27 protein-coding genes and 1 pseudogene are annotated in these 25550 nt (G+C 63.0%); 17 read left to right on the top strand and 11 right to left on the bottom strand.

Annotated features, from left to right (window positions below):
* Positions 1-117: 117 nt before the first annotated feature.
* A complete protein-coding gene (locus QN413_RS12565) occupies positions 118-1077 on the bottom strand; it encodes a Bug family tripartite tricarboxylate transporter substrate binding protein (RefSeq protein WP_323496940.1) in 960 nt (319 codons plus the stop codon).
* Positions 1078-1220: 143 nt separating this feature from the next.
* Between QN413_RS12565 and QN413_RS12560 the strand changes: the two genes are divergently transcribed.
* Genes QN413_RS12560 through QN413_RS12550 form a run of 3 tightly spaced genes read left to right on the top strand, consistent with a single transcriptional unit; the run spans position 1221 to position 3756 of the window.
* Positions 1221-1898, top strand: coding sequence for a response regulator transcription factor (locus QN413_RS12560; protein WP_323496939.1), 678 nt, complete (start codon positions 1221-1223; stop codon positions 1896-1898).
* Positions 1895-3331: a sensor histidine kinase gene (locus QN413_RS12555; RefSeq protein ID WP_323496938.1), complete on the top strand. Its 1437-nt coding sequence runs from the start codon at positions 1895-1897 to the stop codon at positions 3329-3331. Before QN413_RS12560 ends, QN413_RS12555 begins: the two co-directional genes overlap by 4 nt.
* Positions 3332-3333: 2 nt before the next feature.
* Entirely contained in the window at positions 3334-3756 is a 423-nt protein-coding gene (locus QN413_RS12550; RefSeq protein WP_323496937.1) for an RNA-binding S4 domain-containing protein, read from the top strand.
* Positions 3757-3779: 23 nt separating this feature from the next.
* Here QN413_RS12550 and QN413_RS12545 read toward each other — a convergent pair whose 3' ends face one another.
* Positions 3780-4121 carry a hypothetical protein gene (locus QN413_RS12545; RefSeq protein WP_323496936.1) on the bottom strand — a complete coding sequence of 114 codons (342 nt, stop codon included), beginning with the start codon at positions 4119-4121 and terminating at the stop codon, positions 3780-3782.
* Positions 4122-4217: 96 nt separating this feature from the next.
* Here QN413_RS12545 and QN413_RS12540 point away from each other — a divergent pair, with 96 nt between their 5' ends.
* The 5 genes from QN413_RS12540 to QN413_RS12520 all read left to right on the top strand — a co-directional run bounded on the left by QN413_RS12540 (position 4218) and on the right by QN413_RS12520 (position 9163).
* Positions 4218-5024, top strand: coding sequence for a PPK2 family polyphosphate kinase (locus QN413_RS12540; protein WP_323496935.1), 807 nt, complete (start codon positions 4218-4220; stop codon positions 5022-5024).
* A 63-nt stretch (positions 5025-5087) separates the two neighbouring features.
* A complete protein-coding gene (locus QN413_RS12535; RefSeq protein WP_323496934.1) occupies positions 5088-5435 on the top strand; it encodes a hypothetical protein in 348 nt (115 codons plus the stop codon).
* 206 nt (positions 5436-5641) lie between these two features.
* Complete coding sequence (locus tag QN413_RS12530; RefSeq protein ID WP_323496933.1) at positions 5642-6034, top strand: hypothetical protein; 393 nt, start codon at positions 5642-5644, stop codon at positions 6032-6034.
* A gap of 205 nt (positions 6035-6239) precedes the next feature.
* Positions 6240-7964: a serine/threonine protein kinase gene (locus QN413_RS12525; protein ID WP_323496932.1), complete on the top strand. Its 1725-nt coding sequence runs from the start codon at positions 6240-6242 to the stop codon at positions 7962-7964.
* Entirely contained in the window at positions 7961-9163 is a 1203-nt protein-coding gene (locus tag QN413_RS12520) for an OmpA family protein (RefSeq protein WP_323496931.1), read from the top strand. The genes QN413_RS12525 and QN413_RS12520 overlap by 4 nt, the downstream gene beginning before the upstream one ends.
* Before the next feature lie 107 nt (positions 9164-9270).
* Here QN413_RS12520 and QN413_RS12515 read toward each other — a convergent pair whose 3' ends face one another.
* The gene (locus tag QN413_RS12515) at positions 9271-10137 is read right to left on the bottom strand and encodes a TorF family putative porin (RefSeq protein WP_323496930.1); all 867 of its coding nucleotides are present in this window, start codon (positions 10135-10137) and stop codon (positions 9271-9273) included.
* 299 nt (positions 10138-10436) lie between these two features.
* Between QN413_RS12515 and QN413_RS12510 the strand changes: the two genes are divergently transcribed.
* The 6 genes from QN413_RS12510 (at position 10437) to QN413_RS12485 (ending at position 16852) form a co-directional block, all read left to right on the top strand.
* Positions 10437-11189, top strand: coding sequence for a bacteriorhodopsin-like (locus QN413_RS12510; protein WP_323496929.1), 753 nt, complete (start codon positions 10437-10439; stop codon positions 11187-11189).
* 4 nt (positions 11190-11193) lie between these two features.
* Positions 11194-12780, top strand: a complete 1587-nt coding sequence (gene crtI / locus QN413_RS12505) for a phytoene desaturase family protein (protein WP_323496928.1) — start codon at positions 11194-11196, stop codon at positions 12778-12780.
* A gap of 14 nt (positions 12781-12794) precedes the next feature.
* Complete coding sequence (locus tag QN413_RS12500; RefSeq protein WP_323496927.1) at positions 12795-13754, top strand: phytoene/squalene synthase family protein; 960 nt, start codon at positions 12795-12797, stop codon at positions 13752-13754.
* Positions 13744-14904: a lycopene cyclase family protein gene (locus QN413_RS12495; RefSeq protein ID WP_323496926.1), complete on the top strand. Its 1161-nt coding sequence runs from the start codon at positions 13744-13746 to the stop codon at positions 14902-14904. The genes QN413_RS12500 and QN413_RS12495 overlap by 11 nt, the downstream gene beginning before the upstream one ends.
* A gap of 4 nt (positions 14905-14908) precedes the next feature.
* The gene (locus tag QN413_RS12490) at positions 14909-15796 is read left to right on the top strand and encodes a Brp/Blh family beta-carotene 15,15'-dioxygenase (protein ID WP_323496925.1); all 888 of its coding nucleotides are present in this window, start codon (positions 14909-14911) and stop codon (positions 15794-15796) included.
* A gap of 75 nt (positions 15797-15871) precedes the next feature.
* Positions 15872-16852 (top strand): MerR family transcriptional regulator, encoded by a 981-nt coding sequence (locus tag QN413_RS12485; protein ID WP_323496924.1) that lies wholly within the window; start codon positions 15872-15874, stop codon positions 16850-16852.
* A 127-nt stretch (positions 16853-16979) separates the two neighbouring features.
* Here the strand turns inward: QN413_RS12485 and QN413_RS12480 are convergent, their stop codons facing one another.
* Both QN413_RS12480 and QN413_RS12475 read right to left on the bottom strand, forming a co-directional pair.
* On the bottom strand, positions 16980-17393 hold the full coding sequence (locus QN413_RS12480) for a fasciclin domain-containing protein (RefSeq protein ID WP_187052351.1): 414 nt from the start codon (positions 17391-17393) through the stop codon (positions 16980-16982).
* Between the two features lie 230 nt (positions 17394-17623).
* A complete protein-coding gene (locus tag QN413_RS12475; protein ID WP_323496923.1) occupies positions 17624-17776 on the bottom strand; it encodes a hypothetical protein in 153 nt (50 codons plus the stop codon).
* Positions 17777-18182: 406 nt separating this feature from the next.
* On the opposite strand from QN413_RS12475, the gene QN413_RS12470 reads away from it, so the two are divergent.
* From QN413_RS12470 to QN413_RS12460, 3 genes are all read left to right on the top strand, one after another.
* Positions 18183-18794 (top strand): RNA polymerase sigma factor, encoded by a 612-nt coding sequence (locus QN413_RS12470; RefSeq protein WP_323496922.1) that lies wholly within the window; start codon positions 18183-18185, stop codon positions 18792-18794.
* Between the two features lie 369 nt (positions 18795-19163).
* Positions 19164-19649: a response regulator transcription factor gene (locus QN413_RS12465; protein ID WP_323496921.1), complete on the top strand. Its 486-nt coding sequence runs from the start codon at positions 19164-19166 to the stop codon at positions 19647-19649.
* 2 nt (positions 19650-19651) lie between these two features.
* Positions 19652-20335 (top strand): chemotaxis protein CheB, encoded by a 684-nt coding sequence (locus QN413_RS12460; RefSeq protein ID WP_323496920.1) that lies wholly within the window; start codon positions 19652-19654, stop codon positions 20333-20335.
* A gap of 34 nt (positions 20336-20369) precedes the next feature.
* On the opposite strand, the pseudogene QN413_RS12455 reads toward QN413_RS12460, so the two are convergent.
* The 6 genes and pseudogenes from QN413_RS12455 to QN413_RS12430 form a co-directional block, all read right to left on the bottom strand.
* A pseudogene (locus QN413_RS12455) lies at positions 20370-20979 on the bottom strand (glutathione S-transferase family protein).
* Positions 20980-20994: 15 nt separating this feature from the next.
* Positions 20995-21345, bottom strand: coding sequence for a cytochrome o ubiquinol oxidase subunit IV (gene cyoD, locus QN413_RS12450; RefSeq protein WP_323496918.1), 351 nt, complete (start codon positions 21343-21345; stop codon positions 20995-20997).
* On the bottom strand, positions 21342-21977 hold the full coding sequence (locus tag QN413_RS12445; protein ID WP_323496917.1) for a cytochrome c oxidase subunit 3: 636 nt from the start codon (positions 21975-21977) through the stop codon (positions 21342-21344). Before QN413_RS12445 ends, cyoD begins: the two co-directional genes overlap by 4 nt.
* Complete coding sequence (gene cyoB, locus QN413_RS12440; protein WP_323496916.1) at positions 21974-23965, bottom strand: cytochrome o ubiquinol oxidase subunit I; 1992 nt, start codon at positions 23963-23965, stop codon at positions 21974-21976. Before cyoB ends, QN413_RS12445 begins: the two co-directional genes overlap by 4 nt.
* Before the next feature lie 9 nt (positions 23966-23974).
* A complete protein-coding gene (gene cyoA, locus QN413_RS12435) occupies positions 23975-24799 on the bottom strand; it encodes a ubiquinol oxidase subunit II (RefSeq protein WP_323496915.1) in 825 nt (274 codons plus the stop codon).
* Complete coding sequence (locus QN413_RS12430) at positions 24789-25502, bottom strand: glutaredoxin family protein (RefSeq protein WP_323496914.1); 714 nt, start codon at positions 25500-25502, stop codon at positions 24789-24791. The genes cyoA and QN413_RS12430 overlap by 11 nt, the downstream gene beginning before the upstream one ends.
* Positions 25503-25550 lie beyond the last annotated feature (48 nt).

Below are 25550 nucleotides of genomic sequence, written 5' to 3'. Positions count from 1 at the left end.
CGCTCCCTTCCAGAGACACCGCAGGACCGGCTTTACCGGACTGCAGGTGTCGCCCCCGGTCAGGGGGTGGGAGTCGCGACACGAAGTGCGCAGCGACCTGGGGGCGAGCTAAGACCTTTAGATCATTCCGGACTTGGCCATGATCGCCCGAAGGCTGGCAAAGTCGTCGTCGACGAACTTGGCGAACGCGTCACCCGACAGCACCGCCGGCGTCCAGTTGTTCTTCTTGAGGGCGTCAGCCCAGGCGGCCGACTTGAGCGCGGCCAGTACCATGTCGGTCAGCGCTTTATTCTGGTCAGGCGTGATGCCCGGCGCGCCGTAGACGCCCCGCCAGTTGCCTATCTCGACGTCAATGCCCTGCTCTTTCAGCGTGGGCACATTGACACCGGGCAGGCGCTGGGCCGAAGTCACAGCGATGGCCTTCATCTTGCCGGCGTTGATGTATTCGGCGAACTCGCTGTAGCCGCTTCCACCGACCGTGACGTTGCCGCCCAGGATGGCCGCAGTCGCTTCACCGCCGCCGCGGAACGCGACGTAGTTGATCTTGGACGGATCGGCGCCGACCTTCTGCGCAATCATGGCCGCGGCGATGTGCTCGGTAGCGCCGCGCGAGCCGCCGCCCCACTTGACGCTGCCAGGGTCTTTCTTGAGCTGGTCGATCACGTCCTTCATCGTCTTCAACGGAGAATTGGCCGGCAGCACGAACACGTTGTATTCGCTGCTGATGCGCGCGATGGGCGTAGCGGATTCGAGCTTCACCGGTGGCTTGCCAGTGATGATGCCGCCAAGCATCACGGCGCCCATCACCATCAGCGCGTTCGGGTCGCCCTTGGAGCCGTTGACGAACTGGGCCAAGCCCAATGCGCCGGCAGCGCCGCCCTTGTTGTCGTAGGTCACCGTGTCGGCGACCTTGGCATCGGTCAGCGCCTTGCCAAGCGCGCGACCGGTGGTGTCCCAGCCGCCGCCCGGGTTGGCCGGGATCATCATCTTGACGTTGGCCGCCGCCCAGGCCGACATCGGCAAGGCACCGGAAGCGGCCAGTGCGGCCAGGGATTTCAGAAAGGTATCGCGACGCATGTTGATGTCTCCTTCGACAATGAACCCGAAAAAACCGAATAGAACCTGAACAGAAGCTGAGTAAACGCTGAACACCGCTATCATGCGGCGCCCCGCTGTCAGTTGGCTGTCCGTCACATCGGGGAAAACACCAAACCCGACGCATGAAACTGCTGCTGATCGAAGACGATCCCGCGATGCAAACGACCCTGCAGCGCGCCCTTGCGCGCCGGCAGATCGACGTCCGCATCTGCGGCGATGGCGCACACGCGCTGGAGCAATGGCGTGCGCTCGAACCGGACGTGGTCGCGCTGGACTTGAGCTTGCCGAACCTCGATGGACTGCAGGTTCTGGCGCAGGCCCGCGCCGCCGGGCTGCAAACGCCCGTGCTGCTGCTGACCGCACGCGGAACGGTCGGCGATCGCATCGTCGGCCTCAACGCCGGCGCCGACGACTACCTGCCGAAGCCTTTCGACCTGGACGAGTTGGAAGCGCGATTGCGCGCACTGCGCCGACGCCATCAGAGCGCCGGCGTCGATTCACCACTCAATCCGCAGCAGGTTGGCGCACTGCGCTACGAACCGGAGAGCGGCGCCATCTATCACCGCGCCGAAGTGCTCGAACTCACGCCGCGCGAACTCGGCTTGCTGAAGGTGCTGATGGAAAAGCCCGGTCATGCCGTGACCAAGGAACGTCTGTTCGAGCTGGTGTTTCCCGGAGAAACAGAGGTGCAGTACGAGGCCATCGAGGTGGTCGTGTATCGGCTGCGCAAGAAGCTGGTCGGCACGGGCGCGGTGTTGATGACGCTGCGCGGGCTTGGCTATCTGCTGCGCGAGGCATGACGCGGTCTTTGTCGACGTCGCTTTCGCGATCGTTGTCGCTAAGAGCGACGCTGCTCTTCGGCATCCTGGCGCCGGTGGCGCTGTTCATCGTCATCAACTCGGTGAGCCTCTACCGCCAGACGCTGGCTGCCGCCACGACGGCTTACGACCGCACCTTGCTGGCGTCGGCCAAGACCATCGGCGAGCAGTTGGATGTCGAGGGCTACGACGAGCATTCGGTGCTTCGCGCCAAGGTGCCCTATTCCGCACTCGAGGCCTTCGAGGCCGACAACAAGAGCAAGCTCTTTTATCGGGTGTCGGCCATCGACGGCGAGCTGGTGTCCGGCTTTGCCGACCTGCCGTTCTGGCGCGGACGCATTCCCGACGTGAGCGCCTATGCGTCGCTGGTCGACTTCTACGATGCCCAGTTCGGCGGCGAGCCGGTGCGCGTCGCGGTGCTGTTGCAGCCGGTCGCGAGCGAGCACGGCCGCGGCATGGCGGTGGTGCAGGTCGCCGAGACGCTCGAGCTGCGCGAGACGCTGGCACGCAAGATCCTGATAGACACGTTGTGGCGCCAGTTGCTGCTGCTCGGCGTGATCACGGGCGTGACGATTCTGGTGGTGCAGCGCGCGACGCGGCCGGTGCGTGCACTCGGCGAAGCGATCGAGGCTCGCGCCGCAGACGATCTGTCGCCCGTCCACGCACCCGACGCGCCACGCGAGTTGCGCCCGCTGATCGACGCGACCACGCGCGTCATGGGCCGGCTGCAGCGTTTACTCGATCATCAGAAGCGCTTCGTGCGCGACAGCGCCCATCAGCTGCGCACGCCGCTCGCGGTGCTGAAAGTGCAGGTGCAATCGGCGCGTCGCGGCGACGTCGACCCGCGTCAGGCCCTCGACGAAATCAACCAGACGGTCGAGCGCGCCACGTTGTTGGCCAACCAGATGCTGTCGCTCGCCAAGGTCGAACAGTTGCGTCAGCGGCCGGAGTCGGCGACTCTCGCCTTCGACGAGGTGGTGCGGCAAGTTGCCATCGACGTGTCGCCGCTGATCGCCGCCAAGACGCTGGAGTTCGAGCTCGACGCCGAGCCGGCGCCCGTGCATGCGCACCTGTGGATGCTGCAGGAGCTTGCGCGGAATTTGCTGCACAACGCCATAAAGCACAGCCCTGAAGGCGGTTTGCTGGCGGTGCGGGTGCATGTGGAAAACGACCATGCCGTGCTGGCGGTCGTCGATTCAGGGCCGGGCATCTCTGCCGAACTGCGGCTGCGCCTGTTCGAGCCGTTTTCCGCCGGCGACGCGGCCAGCGGGTCGGGCCTGGGTCTGACGATCTGTCGGGAAATCGTGATGGCGCTGGGCGGCAGTCTGACGCTGGACAATCGCGTTCAGGACGGCCAGGTGGTCGGTCTCGATGCAAAAGTGCGGTTGCCGCTCAAGGAGCACACACAAGGATGACGATGGATCGTTTGCGAATCGACAAGTGGCTGTGGGCTGCGCGCTTCTTCAAGACTCGGTCGCTTGCCGCCGATGAGATCGGCAAGAACCGCGTGCAGGTCAACGGCGACATCGCCAAGGCGTCGCGTGAGGTGAAGGCGGGCGACATGGTCGGTATCCGGCTCGGCGCCATGACGCGTGTGGTCCAGGTGCGCGGCACCAGCGCACAACGCGGCTCGGCACCGATCGCGCAACAGCTCTATGCAGAAACCGCCGACAGCCTGGCCGCCCAGACGAATGCGCGAGAACTGCGGCGCATGGGAACGGAGCCAGGGCTGAGTCTGGAACAGGGCCGGCCGACGAAGCGCGACCGACGTCAGCTCGACGATGCCTCTGGCGGATGGGGGGCTCGTTGGAGCGCCAGCGTGGACGACATCGACACTTGATGCCGACGCTCGAGGCTGCAATGTCAGCCGCAGCGGGTGCCGAAGATGCGGCCGTTCGTCTCGACGTCGACATTCAATCGGCTCTCGTCGAAGGGCAATATGCTCGCGTCCGACCGGAGAACGGTGCGCGCCGTGCGTGCATCGGCGCGTTGGCGTATCTCTTCGAGAAGCGGTCCGTTGACGACCTTGCCGAGCGCGAATCGTGCGCCGGCCGCCCGGCAAGCCGGCATGGCCTCATAGAAGCGCGGCGGTGCCGCGATGTCTGCTGAAAGCGGACGGACGTCGCCGCGGAACTGGCACGCTGCACAAGCGAATGCGCAGAGCGAAAGCGACAGCAAACGCAAATACCGGAATTTCGATTCCATGATTGTTTCTCCCTGACAGCAAACACAAAGCCGCTTGACGATACTGCGGGCGCATCCCTTACGCTGTCAGTTTTTGCACAGAAGAAGAAAGCGCTTATGAAGAGCTTCAAGACCTACCGCGTCGGCGACAACTTCAAGCTGGCCGACATCGACCCTGGTGATACGCCCTTCCTGGAAGGCAGCGACGACGCGCAAAAAAAAGAACTCGATGCACTTGCAGTGCAACTCGACGTGCTGCAAAACCTGCTGCACGCAGAGGGTCGGCGCAAAGTACTGCTGGTGCTTCAGGGCACCGACACGAGCGGCAAGGACGGCACGATTCGCTGGGTGTTCTCTCGCACCACGCCACTCGGCGTACGTGTCGCGGCCTTCAAGGCGCCGACCGACGAAGAAAAAGCGCGCGACTTTTTGTGGCGCTGCCATGCGGTCGTGCCACGCAATGGCGAGCTCGCGGTATGGAACCGCAGCCACTACGAAGACGTGCTCGTGCCGGTGGTCGAGGCATGGATCGACAAGGATGTCACCCGAAAGCGTTACGCGCAGATCAACGACTTCGAGCGGCTGCTGACCGAGAACGGCACCGTCATCGTCAAGTGCATGCTGCACATCGGCAAGGAAGAACAGCGCGTGCGCCTGCAGTCACGCGTCGACACACCGGGCAAGCAATGGAAGTTCAGCCCCGACGATCTCATCGTTCGCGAGAAATGGAGCGCTTACCAGCGCGCCTACAGCCGCGCGCTGGCAGCGACATCGACCGGGTATGCGCCCTGGTACGTGGTACCGGCCAACAGCAAGTTGCACCGCAATCTGATGATCGCGCGCTTGCTGGTCAAGACGCTCACGCAGATGAATCCCACTGCGCCGCCGGCGGACCCCGCGCTCAAGGGGCTTGTTGTCAAATAGTCACACGACCGCAGCCAGCGGGAGTGTATGGTTCTGCCTTTCTAAATTCAACCGAGTACCACCGTGTCCGATAAGCCCCATTCGCCAAGTGCGGCTGCGCCCATAGAGAAGGCGTTGGCGCAAACGCAAGAAACGCAAGAGAAGTTGAGTGCCGGCGTGAACGAGCTCGCCGTGACCAACGCCGTGCTTCAGCAGGAAGTGCCAGTCGAGGCGCTTACTGGCGATCTTGCGCTCGCGCTCGAAAAGAACGAGGCACTAGAGACCAAAGTGCAGGAATGCGTCGACGACCTGGAAGACGTCGGCAAGGTGCTTGCCGAAGAGGTGGCGCGGCGCAAACGATTGGAAGCAAAGCTTGCCGAGGTCAAGGCGGAGGTTGCCAGCGCCGTCGCGAACAACAACTCCGCTGCGTGAGCGATCCGGTCCTCAACTGAGGGCCACTGCAGATCGACCGCGACCCGGGGGGATGCAGGCGTATCTGGAAATGCGGTCATCGAGGTTCGTCCATCGATCTGATTTGGTCCGCGTTGCCTACACGCGTTCCTCCTGACCGCCTGCACGGGCCGCAGGCCAGGCGAAGCACGATCCTGGTTGTAATTCGTAACACAATTCTCGATGCCATGAGCGCGATGACCAGCAGACAGAACCAATTGACCGGCATAGAGCGAGCGCTCGCCGAGCTCGACAAGGTGCTTGGCGCTGCGCCTGTGGACCGCACCGAAGTCCCGTTCTACGGACCGACGATGCTGATGTCGATGAGCGAGATAGACCAGGCCATGGCATTGCAATCGGAGCGGGCACGGTACGAAGCCAACCCCGAAGACACCGCGGTCCACTTCTGCCTGACATCGGCAATCGCCCTACTCGAAGTGAGCCAGGTGCTCCTTAACCAAGGTGGTGATCTTTCCCCGCAAGACCGCGAACGTCAGTGGAAAACGCTGGTTGCGTATACAAAAACTGCGGGCCGCTCCGCCTATCGCGCTGCATCGATCCTAACGGACCAAAAAGACTGATAACGACGCGTTTCGACACCGTTCGTCGGAATTGTGAATTTATGTATCTTCGCGTGAGATATGCACGCGACTCCTTGTCAACACGCGGCGAAACTGCCCGCATGCCGAATTTGCCGCACACCTCGCAAATGCCGTCGTTGCGGTCGCAATCGCCGTGATCTGCCCAAATTGCGGTGCGCATAACCGGTCGCTCGCCAAGTTCTGCATGAAGTGCGTCACCTCCCTATCGGCCACCCTTGTCGACCGTGAAGAGAACGGCATTGCAGACATGGCCAATACCGAGATGAGCCACGCCGCGACACTTCGCGTCCAGCGCACCGCCGAATGGGCAGCGGACGACCATGTCGATCACGAGCGCCCGGAATTCACCGAATTTGCAGAGCACGCCTTGCCCGATGGCACGCTCATCGAAGGCTTTCGCATCGTCAGATCGATCGGCGAAGGCGGTTTCGGTATCGTCTACCTTGCATGGGATGTGGCGCTGGAACGGCATGTGGCCATCAAGGAATACATGCCGACGTCGCTGGCGATACGGGCCAATCCGTCGCTCGAAGTGTCGATGCGGTCGGACCGGCATCGCGGCACCTTCGACGCCGGCCTGAAGAGCTTTGTCAACGAAGCGCGTCTGTTGGCACGCTTCGATCACCCGGCGCTGGTCAAGGTGTTCAGGTTCTGGGAGGCGAATCGCACCGCGTACATGGCGATGCCTTTCTATGAAGGGCCGACGCTCAAGGCAACGCTGGCGACCGCCGGCAACACGGCGTCCGAGTCAGAACTGCGCGCGTGGCTGGAGCCTCTGCTCGATGCGCTGTCGGTGCTGCATCGCGAGCATTGCTATCACCGCGACATCTCCCCCGACAACATTTTGCTGACGACGTCGGGCCCGGTGCTGCTCGACTTCGGCGCGGCACGGCGCGTGATCAGCGACATGACGCAGGTGCTGACCGCCGTGCTCAAGCCCGGCTTTGCACCGATCGAGCAATACGGCGGCGAGTTGCAGCAAGGGCCCTGGACCGATCTGTATGCGCTGGCAGGTGTCGTGCATTACGCGATCACCGGCCGAGCCCCGACGGCGTCTGTGGTGCGCGTGGTGAGCGACACGCTGCGGCCGCTGACGGTGACACACGCCGGCAAATACAGCGACAACTTTCTGCGCGCCGTCGACCTGGCCTTATCGGTGCGGCCCGAGGCGCGGCCGCAAGACATAGCGGAGTTTCGAGCGTTACTCGATGCGGGGAAAGTTGCCAAAGTGGCGGCGATCTCGGATGCGCCGCAACAGGCCGACGCGCCAAAGGCCGAGGACACTCCGGAAGCGGCCCAGGTATCGATCGAAGAGTCGGCCGCCGACCCGACGCCATCGTCACAACCCGACGTGCCGCAGTCCGCCGTCAAACGCTCCCATCGTCGCGTCTATCTCGCCGCTACCGCATGCCTGCTCCTGGTCGGCAGTGCGACGTTCTGGACGATGCACAGCAGCGGTTCACGGCAGCCGGACCTCAGCACGTCGGCGGCTGAAGTGACTAGCTCGCCCGCGCCCGTAACGCAATCGCCAGTCGCACCCACTGTGGTCAAAGCAGTCAGCGCGATCGCTGTAACTGAAGCACCAGCACCAGCACCAGCACCAGCGCAGGCGGTTGCAACGCCCGTCACTGCAATACCCGACACTGCGACGCCTATCGCGCTGGCGGCCACGCCGCGCTCTGCGGTGCGCATGGCAGCGCCGTCTGTCCCCGAGCGCAAGAAGCCGGCGACGGTCATCGCTTCGGTCGATGAACCGCGCACGGCATCGCGCACTGAATTCGAGGCGGAACCCGCTTCGCTTCGCAAGGCCCCGGTGCGACCGCAACGCTGCGCCGAGATCATTCAGAAATCTTCACTCGACACCCTGACTGCTGACGAAGTCGCTTACCTGAAAAAAGAATGCCGATGAGTTCCCGTTTTCCCTTCCTGTCTCAGCTTGCTTCTACGACTCTGCCGCGGCTGTTTTCCGGCGCCGTGTTTGCGATCGCCGTTGCGGGCTGCAGCACCACCACACCGGTCGCAAGCAATGAACCGCTGCAATTCGACCAGGCCATCGCCGCGGCCACGGACTCGCTGTTTCAACAGTCGCAAGACGCGATGGGCTTCATGGCCCGGCGCAGCAAGCAGGCCGTCGCGCTCGACCCCACGCTCGATGCTGCCAGCGGCCAGCAGACCGCAGCAACGCAACAGCTCGACCGCACGATCACCGAGCGCGTGCCGCGCAACTTCGAACAGATCGAGGTGCTTCCGTTTCAGGCGGCGAGCCTGGCCAAGGCGCAGTACCTGCTGGTCGGCACGTTGGTGCGCGTGCAGAACACCTATCGCATCGACCTGGCGCTGGTCGACATCAAAGGCGGCGTGGTGGTCGCGCACTCATCCGCAGTCGCGAGGAAAGAAGGCGTGGATATGAGCCCGTTGCCCTATTACCGCGACAGCCCGGTGCTCATCAAGGACAAGGTCACCGATGGCTACGTGCTCACCAGCGCCACGTCGGCAGGACAAAAAGCCGACGCTACGTACATGGAGCGCATCGCCACGGCCACCGTCATCAACGACGCCACGACGCTCTACAACGCCGCACGCTATCGCGAGGCCCTGGGGCAATACCGCAGCGCGCTTGCGACGCCCGCAGGCGACCAGATCCGTGTGCTCACGGGTATCTATCTGAGCGTCAGCAAGTTGGGCATGACGACTGAAGCCGAAGAAACCTTCGGGCGACTCGTTGCGTATGGCATCGCCACCAACCAGCTCGGCGTCAAATTCCTTTTCAATCCCGGCAGTACCGAGTTCTGGGCCGACCCCAAACTGACCGGTGCCTACGCCATGTGGCTACGGCAGATCGCACGCCAGGCCAGCCGCACCAAGGTCTGCATGGACGTTGTGGGCCACACGAGCAAGACCGGCACCGAAGACGCCAATGAAACCCTGTCGCTCAGACGCGCAGCGTTCATCAAGCAGCGCCTCGGCGCCGACTCGGCAGACATGGTCAAACGCACCCGTGCGATCGGCATGGGCTCCAAGCAGAACATCGTCGGCAGCGGTACCGACGACGTGGTCGACGCACCGGATCGACGGGTCGAGTTCAGCATCGTGGAGTGCGGTAAGTAAGCCGATTGGCGTTACCGCGAGGTTCATCACCGCCGCGATCCAGAAGCACGCCGACGCGACATCTGCCTTCCAGATCATCGTTCGGCCTCAGGATTGCTCTTGCGCTGTCAGAACGTCTTGGTCAGCGTGGCGATTAACTGCGCCTTGTTGATCGACTGGGTCTGCGCGCCGATCGGGCCAAAACCCGGTTCCACGACCGCCAGGTAGGCGTCTTTCTTGTTGGCACCGACCACCGCACCGGCCAGCGACAGGCCACCGCCAAAGTCCCACGACGCGCCGACGTTGTAGTCGACATAGCTCTTGTAGCCCGTGTTTTTGCGGATGTCGCTGCTCAAACGCGTGTAGCCGACAGCAGCCTTCAACGTCAGGTGCGGAATCACTTCCTTGGCGTACGACAGGTTCAGGTAGCCGCTGTTGCGGCCCTTCAGGCCCGAGCCGTTGGCCGCGCCGGCAAAGCCGAAGTAGTCCTTGGACACCGTGTGCGAGTACTTCGCGGTGAAGGCGCCCAGGGCGTCGTCGCTGTAGGTGGCAGCGCCGTAGAGTTCCGTGGTGTTGCCCAGGTGGTTGCCCGGGTACACATAGGTCAGCACGCCGAAGTCGAGGTCGAACACGCCGACCTTCGTCTTGTAGCCGCCGTAGATGTCCATCTCGATGCTGTTGCCCGAGAGCCAGTTGACGCTGGAGTTCCAGTTGCCCACGTAGAAGCCGCTTTCGCCGAAGGCGTAGTCGAAGCCGCCCTGCACTGCGGGCTTGACGCCACGCGTCTTGTACAAGCCGTTGTGGCCGATGGTGTCCTGGTCCTGGCCGCGGAACTTGTAGTTCGTGGTCAGCGAGATGTTGGCGGTCAGGGGGGACGTCGCCAGAGCGGCGGCCGCTGTATCACCGACAGTGCCTGGCGCGGATTGCGCGAAGGAAAGGCAAGACACGGTGGCAAAGACACCGGTCAGACCGGCTTTGATAACGATACTTTTCATTGAGCTGTGCAGTTGTTTGACGACAGCAGCAGGCTAAGCAGGACTCCGTAAAAGCCGCGTAAAAAATGCGGGCGCTTTTATAAAAAGCTTGTCGATGGCCCTGTATGCGCGGGAGCCTGGAACGCCAGCACGACGCTGATCGCACGGCGTGTATCGCATTCCCTGCATCAGCTAGGTGCCGGCTGCACGTATCGATTGCCTAATCCTTGTCGACGAAGATGTTTTGTATAGCTATTGCTTATACAAAACCAACTCATTGAATAGCATACTTGCTCTTTCTCAATCAGGCACTCCTCCTCATGGACTCCATCTCTCCCGGGCAATTCAGCCTCGTCTACAACGCGTTTTCCTTCGCCATCGCGGTGATGGGAGCGGCGACTGTGTTCTTCTTCCTGTCGCGATCCCAGGTAGCTTCGTCGTACCGAACGGCACTCACCGTGACCGGGCTTGTAACGCTCGTCGCGCTCTACCACTACCTGCGGATCTTCAACAGCTGGGAAGCCGCCTACTCGCTGGCCGATGGTGTGATGAAACCGACCGGCGCCAAGTTCAACGATGCTTATCGCTACGTCGACTGGCTGTTGACCGTGCCGCTGCTGCTGATCGAACTGATCCTGGTGATGCGCCTGTCGGGTGCCGAAACACGTGCCAAGGCCACCAAGCTCGGACTGCTCGCAGCCCTCATGGTGTTGCTCGGCTACCCGGGTGAAATTTCGGCAGACCCGAGCACCCGCTGGCTGTGGTGGGGACTGGCGATGATCCCCTTCGTCATCATCGTGTACGACCTCTTCGTCGGCCTGCGGAACTCGATTGCCTCGCAGCCCCCCGGTGCCCGCGGTTTGGTCAGCGCGGCCCGTTGGTTGACGGTGGTGTCATGGTTGTTCTATCCGATCGTCTTCGTGTTCCCCATGATCGGTTTCACCGGTAGCGCTGCGACCATTGCGGTGCAGGTCGGCTACACCGTGGCCGACGTGGTGGCCAAGGCGGTGTTCGGCGTGTTGATCTTCCTGATCGCCTCGCGCAAGACCGAGATCGAAGCCTCCCTGAGGTAAGCCGTTGAACCCCGAGCTTTCGTGGGCCCGCGTTCGGGGCTATCAGCCGCCGGTGCGACGGGCATCGGCACCGCGGTGGGTGGCTGAAGTGCCTCACGCCGTGGTGGTGGGCGCAGGCTACGGCGGCATCGCCGCTGCCTTGCGTCTGCGGGCCAAGGGCTACCGCGTCACGCTCATCGACCGGGGCGAGCAACTCGGCGGTCGGGCTCGGGTGTTCGAGCGCGACGGTTTCCGGCACGACGCCGGTCCGACCGTGATCACCGCACCGTTTCTCTTCGAAGAGCTGTTCGAGTTGTTCGGCGAGCGACTGGCCGATCACGTCGAGCTGGTGCCGCTGACGCCCTGGTACCGCTTCCGATTTGCGGACGGCGATCACTTCGACTACGGCGGCACGCTGGATGAAACGCTGGCCGAGATTGGGCGTATTTCACCTGAAGACCGCGAAGGCTACTTGCGACTGCTGGAACACTCCAGGCGCATCTTCGATATCGGCTTCACCCAACTTTCTGCGAAGCCTTTCGACAAGCTGGGGACCATGCTCCGACTGATCCCCAGCCTGATCCGGCTGCGCTGCGATCGCACCGTCTGGGGCTTGGTCAAAGCGTTTCTCAAGAACGATAAGTTGCGCCAGGCCTTTTCGATCCAGCCCCTGCTGGTCGGCGGCAATCCGTTCGACACCACCAGCATTTATGGGCTGATTCATTACCTCGAACGCGCCCACGGCGTGTTCTTCGCTATGGGCGGAACGGGCGCCATCACGCGCGCGCTGGGCGGGCTGATGGAACGCCACGGCGTTGCCGTGCGTCTGGGCAGCACCGTGCAACGCATCCGGGTCGAAGGCGGCGCAGCGACCGCGGTCGAGCTGGCGGGCGGCGGTGTCATTCCGGCGGATCTCGTGGTTTCCAACGCCGATGCGGCGCACCTGTACACATCGATGATCCCCAAGTCGAAGCAGGCATGGTCGTCGCGGCTGAAGCTGACGGCGGCGAGCTACTCGATGGGACTGTTCGTGCTCTATTTCGGCACGCGCCGGCCGTATCCGGACGTAGCCCACCACACCATTTGGCTCGGTGAGCGCTACCGCGAACTGCTCGACGAGATATTCAACAAAAAGACGCTCGGCGACGACTTCTCGCTCTATCTGCACCGGCCCACCGCCACCGACCCGAGTTTCGCGCCGGACGGCTGCGAGAGCTTCTATGTGCTGTGCCCGGTGCCCAACCTTCAGGCCGACCTGGACTGGAGCCTGGAAGGCCCCAAGCTGCGCGACCGGATCGTCGCAGCGCTGGACCGAACCATCCTGCCGGGCCTGGCAGCCACCATCACCGCCGAGTTCAGCATGACGCCACGCGACTTCAGCCACGACTACCTGAGCGTGCACGGGGCCGGCTTCTCGGTCGCGCCGCTGTTCCGGCAATCGGCCTGGTTCCGTTTCCACAACCGGGCCGAGGGCATCCGCAACCTTTACCTGGTCGGGGCCGGCACGCATCCGGGTGCCGGTCTGCCAGGTGTGCTTTGCTCGGCGAAGGTCGTCGATTCAATGGTCCCGGCTGCCGAGATGGTGGTGCGGCAAGAGCCTCACGGCGCATGAAAAGACACGATGTCATGAACTCCCCCGACGCCGCCTACGCCGCTGCCGACCAGTTGCTGGCACGGCATGGACGCAGCTTTCACTGGGCCCGTCGCCTGCTCGGCGCCCGACATGCCGAGCGCGCCACCCGGCTCTACGGCTTTTGCCGCCGCATCGACGATCTGGCCGACGACGCTGCCTCACCGGCCGCAGCCCATGCCGCACTGGACACCGTCCGCCGGGCGCTGGACACCGGCCGGTCCGACGACGCCGAAGTGCGAGACATGCTGCAGCTGATGGATTCCTGTCACATCGATGCGTCGATCCCGCTCGAGTTGATCCGTGGTGTCAGGAGCGACCTCGGTGACGTGCGCTTCGCCGACATGGACGAACTGCTGCGCTATTGCTACCGCGTTGCCGGCACCGTCGGCCTGATGATGACGGCGGCACTCGATGTGACCGCGCCCGAGGCGTTGCCGCATGCCATCGACCTCGGCATCGCCATGCAACTCACGAACATCTGCCGCGATGTTCGCGACGATGCGCTGCTCGGAAGGCGCTACCTGCCAGCGACGCTGGTGGGCGAGCTCACGCCGGCCGCCTTGGTCGATCCCAGCGTCGCGGTGCGCGCGACAGCCACCCACGCACTTTGCACGCTGCTGGATCTGGCCGACCGCTTCTACGCCAGTGGAGAGTTGGGGTTGCGCTTTCTGCCCGCCGGCGCGCGCACCGGGATCCTGGTGGCAGCACGGGTCTATCGCGGCATCGGCCTGGTCCTGCGGGAGCGGGAATACGATTGCTGGTCGTCACGGGCGATGGTCGGCAACGGCGGCAAGGTGGCGATCACGCTAGGTGCTCTGGCCGGGACGCTCGGCGCACGCTGGGGCGGCGGGCAGACGCCAACGCCAACGCCGACGTCGAGCGCGCGGCCGTACGGCGCCCTGCCGCCCCACCCCGGCTCGGCCTGGCTCGCGAGGGCGGGTGTTGCAGACTGATCTCGACCTGCTGATCCTCGGTGGCGGCTGCGCGGGCCTGAGCCTGGCGCTGCGGCTGGCAGAAGCCCCCGGTCGCTGCCGGCGCGTGGCAGTGATCGAGGCGCGGCCGGACTATGCCAACGACCGCAGCTGGTGCTTCTGGCGGCTCGGGCCGCATCGCTTCGAACCCCTGGTGACGCAGAGCTGGTCGCGCATCGCCGTGCGCTCGGCCTCGCGCACGGTGGTTGCCGACTGCCCGCAGACGCCCTATCAACTTCTCGAAGCCGGCACCTTCTACACGCACGCACGCCACGTGCTCGCGAACAGCGATATGGTGCGTCTGTCGCTGGGGGTGTCGGTGATCGGTTCACCCGTGGCGGTGGCGCACGGGTGGCGCGTCGAGACTTCGGCCGGTGCGCTCACGGCCGCACAGGTGATCGACACGCGCCCGCCAAGCGTGCCCCGGCACGGCGATTCGACACTCTGGCAGTCGTTTTTTGGGCAGGAGCTGGTGTGCGAGCGGCCGGTGTTCGACGCTGCTTGCGTGGAACTGATGGACTTTACGGACGCGGTGCAGGGAGCGGTCGCGTTCACCTATGTGTTGCCGTTGGCACCGGACCGGGCACTGGTCGAAACCACGCTGTTCGACCCCCACCCGCGCAGCCCGTCCGACCTGGCCCGGCACCACCGGCGCGCCGTGCGACGGCTTTGCGGCGATGCGCCGATCCGGGTGGTGCGCAGCGAAGCCGGCATGCTGCCGATGGGGATGGCACACGACCCGGGCGCGCTGGGCCGGGGCCACTTGCGCGCTGGTCTGATGAGCGGCGCGGCCCGGCCGGCCACGGGCTACGCTTTTCAGCGCATCCAGCGCTGGGCCGATGCCTGCGGCGAGTCGCTCCGTCACGGCGAGACGCCGCGCGGACACCAGCCCGACCCGTTGCTCACCCGAATCATGGACCGGCTTTTCCTGGACGTGCTGCGAAGCCAGCCCGAGCGGGGACCCGAGCTGTTCGTGCGGCTGTTCGGTGGCACCGACATGCGTCGCATCGTCCGCTTCCTGGGCGATCGCGGGACCTTGCTCGACCGTGCCGCCGTCGTCGCTTCGTTGCCCGCGGGGCTGTTCCTGCGCCAGCTGCTGCGTTCGGCGCGGCGCGACCTGGCCGAGGCCTGACGCGATGACCTTCGGCTTGCGGCTGCAAGGTCGTATTTTTTGCGCGGTCTCGCTGGTGCTTTTGCTGGCGTTGCTGGCCGGCTTCAAAGCGGAACCGGGGCACGAGCTGATCGCCGTCGGCGCATTGGTGTTGTTGCTCGGCGTGCCGCACGGCTCCCTGGACGTGGTGGTCGCGCGTCGCTTGCTGGAACTGACAGGCATCAGGGCGTGGACGGTGTTCTCGCTACGCTACGTTGGCCTGGCCGCACTGGTCGTCGGTCTCTGGTGGGTGGCGCCGACGGTTTTTTTGTCTGCCTTTCTCGGCTTCTCCGCGCTGCACTTCGGCGCCGATCCAGAGGCGGGCGTGGCATGGCCGACGCGCGCCTTGTATGGCGGCGCGGTGATCGTCCTGCCGGCCTTGTGCCATGGCGCGGAGTTGCAGCGGCTGCTGGGCCTGGTGGCCGGTCCGGCCAGCGCGGCCTTCGTCATGCCGGCGTTGCGCCTGCTCGCGACGCCCTGGTTGTGCGCGACCGTGCTCGCTTGCTTGCTGGAGGCCAGGAGATCGCCGCTTGCCGCGGCCGAACTGGCGGCGTTGGCCGCAGTGTCGACGGCGGCGCCCCCGCTGGTCGCGTTCGCGGTTTATTTCTGCGCCATGCACAGCCCGCGCCATATCCTGCGCACCTTACCCAGCCGGCAGGCGGCCGATGCCCGCCGTGCGCTGGCGATGGCGCTTTGGCCTACCGTCGCAGTGTTTATCGCCGCCGTGGGAGCCGGCCTGCTGGCCGGTGACATGCCACTGGAAACATGGGTGCTGCAACTCGGCTTCGTCGGTCTGGCGGCGTTGACGCTGCCGCACATGGCGCTGCTGGAAAGGGTCCGCCGAGCATCGCGGCCAGCGCCGCCCGGACAATAGAACGCAGCGCGCCCTTACTCTCACCCACCCCGTTGCCAACGTCCCCGCTGTCTCGCCCTCACCATTCCAGCCTTCATGAAAGACATCTCAACCAACGCCAATTCGCCCCTCGACGGTGTCTACCGGATCGCCACCGTCTCGAACCTCACCGGCATTCCGGTCCAGACGATCCGTGTGTGGGAGTCACGTCATGCGGTCGTGCAACCGACGCGCAGCGCCACCAACGTGCGCCTCTATCGGCGCGCCGACATCGAGCGCCTGTCGCTGATCAAGGCCGCGGTCGACGCGGGCCATGCGATCGGCACCGTGTCGTCGCTGACCGACCGGCAGATCAAGGCCCGTTTCAAATTTAATCCAGTGGGAGCGGCGCAGACAACGCAACGTGGCTGTCGGGTCGTCGTGTGCGGCACAACGCTGGGTGCCCGGCTCGCCACGGCGTGGGGCGATCGCACCGACGTGCGACTGCAGGGCGTCCTGTCTTCGCTGACCGACGCCGGCGGCCCATCGACCGGCGTGATCGACGGCCCGGTCGATGCCGTGATCATCGAGGCATCCGTACTCGCCCCTTCCCTGCCTGCAGCCGTACGGCAGTTGCAGGAAACGACTCGTGCGCGCGTCGTCATCGTGGTCTACGGCTTCGGCAATCGGCGGAGCCTGGCACGACTCGACGACGCCAACGTCATCGCGCTGGCAGCACCGGCCGACCCGGCGCAGCTCGCACGCATCTGTTTGCTTGGACTGTCGATCGCGCCCTCCGCGCCCGACACTTTCTCGGAACTGCTGGTGCATCCGGCGGCGCCACGACGCTACGACGATGCGGTGCTCGACGAGCTGGCACAGGTGCCGTCCAGAGTGCAATGCGAGTGCCCGAACCACGTCGCCGACCTGTTGGTGCGACTCAATGCCTTCGAACGCTACAGCCTGGACTGCGAGAGCAGCAACGGCGCCGACGAATCGGCCCACGCAATGCTGTATCGCGCCAGCGGACACTGCCGTGCAATTCTGGAAGAAGCGCTGATGCGGCTCATGGCGCATGAGGGCACACCAACGCCGTAAGCGTAGAGGCTCCGTGAGTGTCATGGCAGCACGTCACTCATGGTGGAGCCAATAAATAAGCCCGCAGACGGTGGCCTGCGGGCTGTATCTATTAGAACCCGTACGGATTCTATTGAGTCTTGGACACTCAGGCCGAAGGCAGCAAGACCGAGTCGATGACGTGGATCACGCCATTGGTGCACTCGATGTCAGTCTTCACGACGTTGACTTCGCCGTTCAGCTTCACGCCGCCGGTGGTGCTGATTTTCAGTGCCGCGCCGTTGACCGTGGTCGCCGACTTGCCGTCCATCGTCATGACGTCGGCAGCCAAGACCTTGCCTGCCACCACGTGGTACGTCAGGATGGCTTTGAGCTTCGGGATGTCCTTGAGCAGGCTGTCGACCGTACCGGCGGGCAGCTTTGCAAAGGCTTCGTCCGTCGGGGCGAACACCGTGAACGGGCCCGGGCCCTTGAGAGTGGCCACCAGGTCTGCGGCAGTGAGAGCGGCTGCGAGAGTCTTGAAGCTGCCTGCGGCAACGGCCGTGTCGATGATGTCATGCATAAGAAATTTCCAATCGTTTGTCAGCGAAGCCGGGTCGTTGCGACACCGGTGCACAGAAAGTGCGTTTAAAGGACTTGGCCACAACCGTTGGAGTTGATGCCGGTCCCACATTCGCTGGCACGAATCTAATTCGACTGCGCGTGCACGCAGTCATGCAAGGCCATTGCATTGTGTGTTGGAGTTTCACCGGCTCGCACGCCGTCCGGATCGACTCTTTTGAAGGAGCTGGTTTACTTCGGATCAGGAGTGCGTTTTCCACCCGTGGAGTCGGCCGGCATTGAGCCGGTAGCCATCGGATTCTTGCCCATCTTCTTCGGCGACATCTTGTTCTTGTCCATCGTGCCGTTGGACATCTTGTCGTTGCTCATCGGGTCCTTGCCCATGCTGCCTTTCCTCATGGATTGACTGTTGGACGTGCTACCCCCCGAGGTACCCCCATCGCTAGAGCCGCTGCTCGTTGCCGAACCGCCGTTCAAACCCCCACCGCCACCGCCACCTGCACCCTGAGCCGATGCCGAAACCGAGCCGAGAGCCAAACATGCGGAGATGAGAATCGTTGAGAACTTTGACATAGCAAACCTTTGAAGTGTGTTGGAGGAGCAACTACATGCCGCAACTCGACGCGCACGTGTGCTCCAGGGCGCTCAGACACTGTGAGGGATGCCCTACCAAGCCTTATTGAATGCGACGGGCACGCCGTTGGCCCCGCGCGTTAGTTTTCCAACCGCACGACAACGCAAGCTTTTGTCTTACCACCAACGGCTTTGATTTCTGGGAACTTGTGCGCACATGAAATCATCGCGCACAGTAGGGAATCCTTCAGCAGACGGAGACACACATCTCGAAAATCTTGTTCATCAGATCGCGGCGGGAGACTCGCAAGCTTTTCGCGACCTCTACGACCTTTCGCGCATTTCTCTCTACTATTGCGCGCTCAAAGTTGTTCGCAGAAAGGAGATTGCGGAGGACGTTCTTCAGGAGGCGTATGTGACGATTTGGAGGCTGGCTCCGGACTTCGTGGCCGAGCGTGGCGTCGCGATGGCATGGATGACGGTGATCACGCGCAGCCGAGCAATCGAGAGCCTGCGTCGGCTGGTGACCAGCAGAGAAAGTCTGACGGTTTCCTTTGAAGAGCGTGATGAAGAAACTCTGCCGTCTGATCAGCCAGATCCTGGAAGCGCGCTGGACGCCAAAAGACAGTGCGAATTATTGTGCCGTCATGTCGGTCAACTCAAGGCCACGCAGCGCAACGTGCTCAGACTTGCTTTTCTGAGCGACATGACGCACAGCGAGGTAGCATCGTGCACGGGTATGCCGATCGGCACAGTCAAGACGTGTGCGCGCCGCGGCTTGAGCAACTTGCGCAATGCCATGATCGTTCAGGCAAGCCCGGCACCCTGACCGATCGGCTGCAACGAAGGGCGCAAGTCAACGACGTGATCCTATGTGGGCCATCGCACAGTAAAACAATGTGTTCGTCGATAAGGTTGAAGTTCTCCTTTTCACGAGGACGCTCTTATGACCCTATCTCGGACCGTAGCTCAAGCCCTAGTGCATGCCCATCTGGGTGGCCACCCCCTAGATAAACATTTACTTGCAGCCGCCGTATACGTGGCAGAAGACCGTCTACGCGCCGGAATGCTTCCCGTGATCTCAGACCTGCTTCGCCAGGACCTCGACAACCAAATGGAGAGGTCTGCGCCTCCCACACAAACGCGTATTGCATGCGATGCGATTAAGACTGCAACGGGGGCGGAATGGACGATCGGGATGAATCCAGTTTCCGATCAAGTCGACAGCGCAGGCAGAAGCACCTCGATCTATGTCATCGACGACCACCCGATCATGCGCGACGCTATTGCTTCCGTACTTCGACGACTCCGCGCAGATGCCCGTATTTCTGAATTTGGAAGTCTTGCCGAAGTACCCCCCAGCATGAGCTCGCTGGCGCCTCCCTTGGCAATCATCCTGGATCTCAATCTGCCGGATGCGTCTGGCTATTCTGGGGTGCTTCACATCAGACGGCTTTACCCCTACACGCCGTTGGCGGTCTACTCGGCGTCCCCTGCTTCAGAGATGGAAGACAAATGTATCGCGGCCGGTGCAGACCTATACATCAGCAAAGCCACAGGCTCGCAGAAACTCACGGCAGCGTTGAAGACATTGCTTTCAAAGAGCCCCGACGTTGCGCTCTATGCAGAAGGCGATCAACCACTCCGTGTACGTTCGGGTACCACCGCGAACGCAAGCGTATGACAATGGACACCGCGACAACTCTTGCTTCAAGGTGGGCCACCGCCGCGAGTGGAGAGCACGCTTTGCTTGGTGGACGAAGAGACATCGTCGTGATCGGTGCTGCGATGGGTGGACTGAGCGCACTTTCCAAGTTGCTTATTGGAATACCACCATCGTTTGACGCGGCGGTGTTAATCGCTTTGGACATCGGTTCTCAGCCAACAGCGGTCGTGCTGCAAATTCTGCGTACTTACTCACGGCTGAAGGTCAGTTTTGCAAGTAACAACGCGTTGATTCGGCGCGGTCAAGTCCTGATAGCGCCACCGAATTACGACATGCGAGTTGGGCAAGCAGGAATTGTTGACCTTGAGCGTTCAAGCGCCTACGCCAGCGGCGGCCCCTCAGTGAATGTTCTTTTTGAGTCGGCGGCTGCCGCATACGGTTACCGAGTGGTTGGCGTCGTGCTCAGCGGGGCTTCTCACGACGGCACGGCGGGGCTCTCGGTCATAGAGGCCGCCGGGGGAGTTGGCGTGGTCGAAAACCCGGAAGAAGCGGTCGACCCCAGCATGCCTTCAAATGCGATTCGCGGTGACCACCCCGATTACTCTAGTTCGCTTGATGACATGGCGCCACTCCTAATCAGCTTGGCAGCCGGTGAGAAGCCATCTAAAGGATTGTTCTTGAAGGGCGAGCGCTCGCAGAACTAGGAAGCTTTAGGGAGGCGCCCATATAAGCGTCACCCTAGAGCGACATCGAGGGCCGCTCGGCCATTGCGGCACGCCAGCGCAACAGGTGGGAATGCTGCTCGATCGGCTTGACTTTCACCACGCGCGCAAAGTCGACCGCCACCACGGCGGTGATGTCGGCCAAGCTAAAGCGCTCCGTCGCAACGAAATGCCGGTCGGCCAGACGCTCATTCAAAGTCACGAAGAACTGCTGCACTCTGGCCAAGCCGCGCTGTGCGAGTTCGGGAATCTGTGCATGGTCTACGGGCCCCGGCAAGGCGCGGTTGACCAGCGACGGGGCGCTGTTGCGTAGCGCATCGGCAATGGCCATCAACCCGTCGAATTCAATGCGCGAGTTCCAGCTGGCGACCTCGGCGCGTTCGGCCGGCGTCACGCCCAAAAGCGATGGCTCCGGGTACCGCGCATCGATATACGCCGCTATCGCAGCGTTGTCGGTCAGGAGCAATCCTTCCTCGCTTCGCAGCGCCGGCACGGTGCACAGGGGATTGATCAGGCGGTAGGCCTCGCCCAGTTGTTCGTTGGTGCGCAGGTCGACCTGCACCGTCTCGTGGGCGAGCCCTTTTTTCTGCCAGCAGGATGCGGGCATCTGCCGCTGTTTCTTTCAATCGGCGTCGTACCCATCACATGTTCGCATCGAGATTGGCCATGATGATCATCGAGCCGAACACCACCAGCGCCACCACGAACACACCGAAGGCCAGCGCAAGAATGTTGTTGGTGCCCTCGGGTCCGCTGGACACGTGCAGGAAGAACACCAGATGGATTCCCATCTGACCGATCGCCAGCGCAGCGAGCAACACAGGGATGCCTTGCGACCACACGGCGTCGCTGCCGGACACCCAGAACGAGACCAGTGTCAACACCACCGAAAGCCCCAGGCCAGCCGCGTATTTCCAGAGGCTGGTGCGCAGATCGCTGCCGTCGCCAGGCGCGCCGTCCGAGGCGGGCTTCTTGTCACTCGCTTCGTTCATTTGAATGCTCCCAAATAGACGATGGTGAACACGCCGATCCAGACAATGTCGAGCGCGTGCCAGAACAGGCTGAAGCACAGCATGCGCCGCACGACCTCCGGCGCAAAACCGAGCGTGGCGATTTGCGCCAACATCACGATCAGCCAGAAAATCCCGACGCTCACATGCAGGCCATGAAGGCCAACCAGCGCGAAGAAGGCGGAGAGAAACGCGCTGTGGCCGGGGCCTGCGCCGCTCGCAAGCATGGCCGTGAATTCGGACGCTTCCAGCGCCACGAAAGTCGCGCCCAGCGCCAGGGTCACCAGTCCGGAGGCGAAGGTGGCGAACTTGTTTTGCCGTTCCACCGAAAGGGAAAGCAGCGCGCAAGAGAAGCTAGAAAACAGCAAGCAAGCTGTTTCGATCAGCACCTTGTCGCGGTGGAAGAGCTCATGGCCCGAAGGACCTCCGGCCGTATGGCCATGCAACACCGAATAGCTCGCGAAGAAGGCCGCGAACATCACGATGTCGCTCAACAAAAAGAGCCAGAAGCCGTAGGTCACCACCACCCGCGTCGACGCAGGACCGCGCTCGGACGCGGGCACCTCTTCGTCGGAGAGGTCGCGTGTGCCGGCGTGAGCGGTCATCGTGCTCATGCGGCGCTCGCCTCCAGCGTTCGCGCCGGCACATGGATCTCAGGTGTCGGCCGCCATGAATGCCAGAGCAGTGCCGCCACGATACCGATCGAGCCAACTACCGCGAGCCACCAGATGTGCCACACCATGCTGAACCCGAGCACGACGGCGAAGAAGGCGAGAAAGAAACCCAGGGCGCTCGGGGCGGGCAGCACGATGTCTGAGGAAACCCTCGGCCGTGGGGCCGGGGGTGCGACCGGTGCCGATGAAGAAGAAGCGTCCTCGGTTTCCGGCTTGCTTCCATGCTTCATGTCCCAGAAGGCATCGCGCCCGCGCACCTGAACGAGCGTGTCGAAATTCCAGGCGGGCGGCGGCGACGGCATCGACCACTCCAGTCCGCGACCGTTCCACGGATCACCTGTCGTATCGATGCGCTCATAGCGGCTGCGAATACTGACGACGAGTTGCACGATCGTGCACGCGATGCCGACGAGGATGACGGCGGCGCCCGCCATGGCCACGAGCATGAGGGGTTGCCAGGACGAATCGGCGTAGTGTTGCATGCGGCGTGTCGCACCCATCAGTCCGAGCAGGTAAAGCGGCATGAAGGCCAGGTAGAAGCCGACCAGCCAGCACCAGAAGATCACCTTGCCCCAGCGCTCGTCCAGCGTGAAGCCGAACGCCTTGGGAAACCAGTACGTGTAGCCGGCGAAGCCGCCGAAGAGCACGCCGCCGATGATCACGTTGTGAAAGTGCGCCACCAGGAAGAGGCTGTTGTGCACCACGAAGTCCACCGGCGGAATGGCCAGCAATACGCCCGTCATGCCGCCGATCACGAAGGTGACCATGAACCCGAGTGCCCACAACATCGGGACGCTGAAGCGGACTTCGCCGCCGTAAAGCGTGAAGAGCCAGTTGAACACCTTCACGCCGGTCGGCACCGCGATGATCATGGTCATGACGCCGAAGAAACCGTTCACGTCCGCGCCGGCGCCCATGGTGAAGAAATGGTGCAACCAGACCATGAAGGACAGCATGCAGATCGCCATCGTGGCGATCGCCATCGAGCGGTAGCCGAACACGGGCTTGCCGGAGAACGTCGAGATCACCTCCGAGAACACGCCGAACGCCGGCAGGATGAGGATGTAGACCTCCGGGTGGCCCCAGGCCCATATGAGGTTGACGTACATCATCGCGTTGCCGCCAAGGTCGTTCGTGAAGAAGTGAAAGCCCAGGTAGCGGTCCAGCAGCAGCATCGCGAAGGTGGCCGTGAGGATCGGAAAGGCCGCGATGATGAGCAGGTTCGAGGCCAACGCGGTCCAGCAGAAGATCGGCATGCGCGAATAGCTCATGCCGTAGGTCCGCATCTTCAAGATGGTGGTGGTGAGGTTGATGCCGGAAAGCAGCGTACCGACCCCCGATATCTGCAGCGCCCAGAGGTAGTAGTCGACGCCGACATCCGGCGAATAGGCCAGCTCCGAAAGTGGTGGGTAGGCAAGCCAGCCGGTGCGGGCGAACTCGCCCACGACCAGCGACAGGTTGATGAGCAGTACCCCTGCCGCCGTCAGCCAGAAGCTGACCGAGTTCATCACGGGAAACGCGACATCGCGCGCCCCGATCTGCAACGGCACCACGAAATTCATCAGGCCGACCATGAAGGTCATGGCGACGAAGAAGATCATGATCGTGCCGTGGGCGGAGAAGATCTGGTTGTAGTGCTCGGGTGGCAGATAGCCCTGCGCGCCGCCGGCCGCGAGTGCCAGCTGCGAGCGCATCATGAGCGCGTCCACGAAGCCGCGCATCAGCATGACCAGGGCAAGCAGGATGTACATGACACCGACGCGCTTGTGGTCGACGCTGGTGATCCAGTCCTTCCACAGAACCGGCCACCATCCCTTCCATGTGACCAGGGCCAGCAGGCCCAGGATCACCAGTCCGACCAGGGCAGCTGCCATCAGTGGAATGGGTTGGCCCAGGGGCAAGGAAGACCAACTCAGTTTGCCGAGCATGCGGTTCTCTCAGTGAAGGTGCGTGGACGTCTTCGGCTGGCCGTCGCCGCGCACGATGGCGTCAAACAGGTTGGGCTCGTTCAGGCGGTAAGCCGTTGCAGCGCTCGTGCCGGGTTTAGCCAGCGCGAGGTAGGCGTCGGCATCGAGCACCTCCGGACCGGACTTCGCCTTGGCGAGCCACGCCGCGAAATCCTGCGGTGGCACCGCATCGACCATGAAGCGCATGTCGGAAAACCCTTCACCGCTGAACTGGGCCGACAAGCCGGGGAACGTGCCCGCCTGATCTGCCTGCAAATGAAGCTGCGTGGCCATGCCCGCCATGGTGTAAATCTGGCTGCCCAACTGCGGCACGAAGAAGCTGTTCATGACGCTGGCCGACGTAAGGTGTAGGCGCAGCGGCCGACCTGTAGGCACGACCAGGTGGTTGACGGTCGCGACCCCGCCCTCCGGGTAGAGGAAAAGCCATTTCCAGTCCAGCGACACCACCTGGATGTCCAGCGGGGCCTGTTCCGATGCCAGTGGCTTGCGCGGATCGAGATCATGCGAGCCGAGCCAGGCAATACCGCCCAGAAACAGAATGACCAGCAAGGGGATGGACCACACAACCACCTCGAGCGGGCCAGAATACGACCAGTTGGGACGACGCGTGGCGCGGGGATTGCCCTTACGGAACCACCAAGCGAATCCGAGCGTCAGCAGGGCGACCGGCACGATCACCGCCAGCATGATCACCGTGGCATTGAGCAGGATCAAGTGTTCCGCCGACGCGACCGGGCCTTTCGGGTCCAGCACGCCCGCCGAGAGCCAACCCGGCCCCGGCCAGCTAAATGACACGCTCGACCGCCATCCACACCGCCATGGTCACCATCATCAGGTTTTCCGTCAGCGACACGAAGCCAAGCGGAACATTGCTGCTGCCTCCCACGCATGCGCACTTGAGTTCGCGGCGGTCGACGTACACCGCCTTGATGACGGACACGGCGCCAATGCTGCCGATGAAAAGTGCCACGGGAATCGCGACGACCGACAACCGGCCGGAGATCATCAACACCCCGGCAAGGAACTCGGCAAATGGATAGATGTAGGCGTACGGCACCCATCGTCGCGCCAGCAGGTCATAGTTGAGAAACATCGTCGAGAAGCTCTCGACGTCCTGAAGCTTCAAAAGCGCGAGGATGCACATGCTGAACGCCACGAACCATCGGATGGCCTGCCAGACAGGAGTCGCTTCCCGCAATGCGACCAGCGCGGCGATTGCCATCAACAACGCGCAGAGGAAGACTGCGATGACGGGGCGATAGGAAGCGACGTTCGGGTCACTTAACCGTTTGCCGAAGAAACGTCTCAGGTCGTCGTACGTGCCGACTCGCTCATCGCCAATGAAAGTCTGGGGCGTCGTTTCAACCTGGTGAGACGCTTTGAAAGCATCGGTCGCTTCCCGCGTCTCGAGCCATCGATCGTCCACCGCATAGCCTTTGCTGAGCAGAAGATGCCGCGCTTTGAGACCGTAGGGGCAGACGTGCTCCGGCATGACCATGCGATAGAGCGTTGCAGTCCGGGTTGGAGACTTCGACATGGACACCTT

The sequence above is a fragment of the Variovorax sp. LG9.2 genome, assembly GCF_035018885.1.
GTDB lineage: Bacteria > Pseudomonadota > Gammaproteobacteria > Burkholderiales > Burkholderiaceae_C > Variovorax.
Note: the sequence above shows the minus strand (reverse complement) of the source record. Positions and strands in the feature narration are given on the sequence as shown.

Coding starts and splice junctions, on each gene's coding strand:
- QN413_RS12565 (WP_323496940.1), bottom strand. CDS start 1,077: ATGCGTCGCGATACCTTTCTGAAATCCCTGGCCGCACTGGCCGCTTCC.
- QN413_RS12560 (WP_323496939.1), top strand. CDS start 1,221: ATGAAACTGCTGCTGATCGAAGACGATCCCGCGATGCAAACGACCCTG.
- QN413_RS12555 (WP_323496938.1), top strand. CDS start 1,895: ATGACGCGGTCTTTGTCGACGTCGCTTTCGCGATCGTTGTCGCTAAGA.
- QN413_RS12550 (WP_323496937.1), top strand. CDS start 3,334: ATGGATCGTTTGCGAATCGACAAGTGGCTGTGGGCTGCGCGCTTCTTC.
- QN413_RS12545 (WP_323496936.1), bottom strand. CDS start 4,121: ATGGAATCGAAATTCCGGTATTTGCGTTTGCTGTCGCTTTCGCTCTGC.
- QN413_RS12540 (WP_323496935.1), top strand. CDS start 4,218: ATGAAGAGCTTCAAGACCTACCGCGTCGGCGACAACTTCAAGCTGGCC.
- QN413_RS12530 (WP_323496933.1), top strand. CDS start 5,642: ATGAGCGCGATGACCAGCAGACAGAACCAATTGACCGGCATAGAGCGA.
- QN413_RS12525 (WP_323496932.1), top strand. CDS start 6,240: ATGAAGTGCGTCACCTCCCTATCGGCCACCCTTGTCGACCGTGAAGAG.
- QN413_RS12520 (WP_323496931.1), top strand. CDS start 7,961: ATGAGTTCCCGTTTTCCCTTCCTGTCTCAGCTTGCTTCTACGACTCTG.
- QN413_RS12515 (WP_323496930.1), bottom strand. CDS start 10,137: ATGAAAAGTATCGTTATCAAAGCCGGTCTGACCGGTGTCTTTGCCACC.
- QN413_RS12510 (WP_323496929.1), top strand. CDS start 10,437: ATGGACTCCATCTCTCCCGGGCAATTCAGCCTCGTCTACAACGCGTTT.
- QN413_RS12500 (WP_323496927.1), top strand. CDS start 12,795: ATGAACTCCCCCGACGCCGCCTACGCCGCTGCCGACCAGTTGCTGGCA.
- QN413_RS12490 (WP_323496925.1), top strand. CDS start 14,909: ATGACCTTCGGCTTGCGGCTGCAAGGTCGTATTTTTTGCGCGGTCTCG.
- QN413_RS12485 (WP_323496924.1), top strand. CDS start 15,872: ATGAAAGACATCTCAACCAACGCCAATTCGCCCCTCGACGGTGTCTAC.
- QN413_RS12480 (WP_187052351.1), bottom strand. CDS start 17,393: ATGCATGACATCATCGACACGGCCGTTGCCGCAGGCAGCTTCAAGACT.
- QN413_RS12475 (WP_323496923.1), bottom strand. CDS start 17,776: ATGGGCAAGGACCCGATGAGCAACGACAAGATGTCCAACGGCACGATG.
- QN413_RS12470 (WP_323496922.1), top strand. CDS start 18,183: ATGAAATCATCGCGCACAGTAGGGAATCCTTCAGCAGACGGAGACACA.
- QN413_RS12465 (WP_323496921.1), top strand. CDS start 19,164: ATGAATCCAGTTTCCGATCAAGTCGACAGCGCAGGCAGAAGCACCTCG.
- QN413_RS12460 (WP_323496920.1), top strand. CDS start 19,652: ATGGACACCGCGACAACTCTTGCTTCAAGGTGGGCCACCGCCGCGAGT.
- cyoD (WP_323496918.1), bottom strand. CDS start 21,345: ATGAACGAAGCGAGTGACAAGAAGCCCGCCTCGGACGGCGCGCCTGGC.
- QN413_RS12445 (WP_323496917.1), bottom strand. CDS start 21,977: ATGAGCACGATGACCGCTCACGCCGGCACACGCGACCTCTCCGACGAA.
- cyoB (WP_323496916.1), bottom strand. CDS start 23,965: ATGCTCGGCAAACTGAGTTGGTCTTCCTTGCCCCTGGGCCAACCCATT.
- QN413_RS12430 (WP_323496914.1), bottom strand. CDS start 25,502: ATGGTCATGCCGGAGCACGTCTGCCCCTACGGTCTCAAAGCGCGGCAT.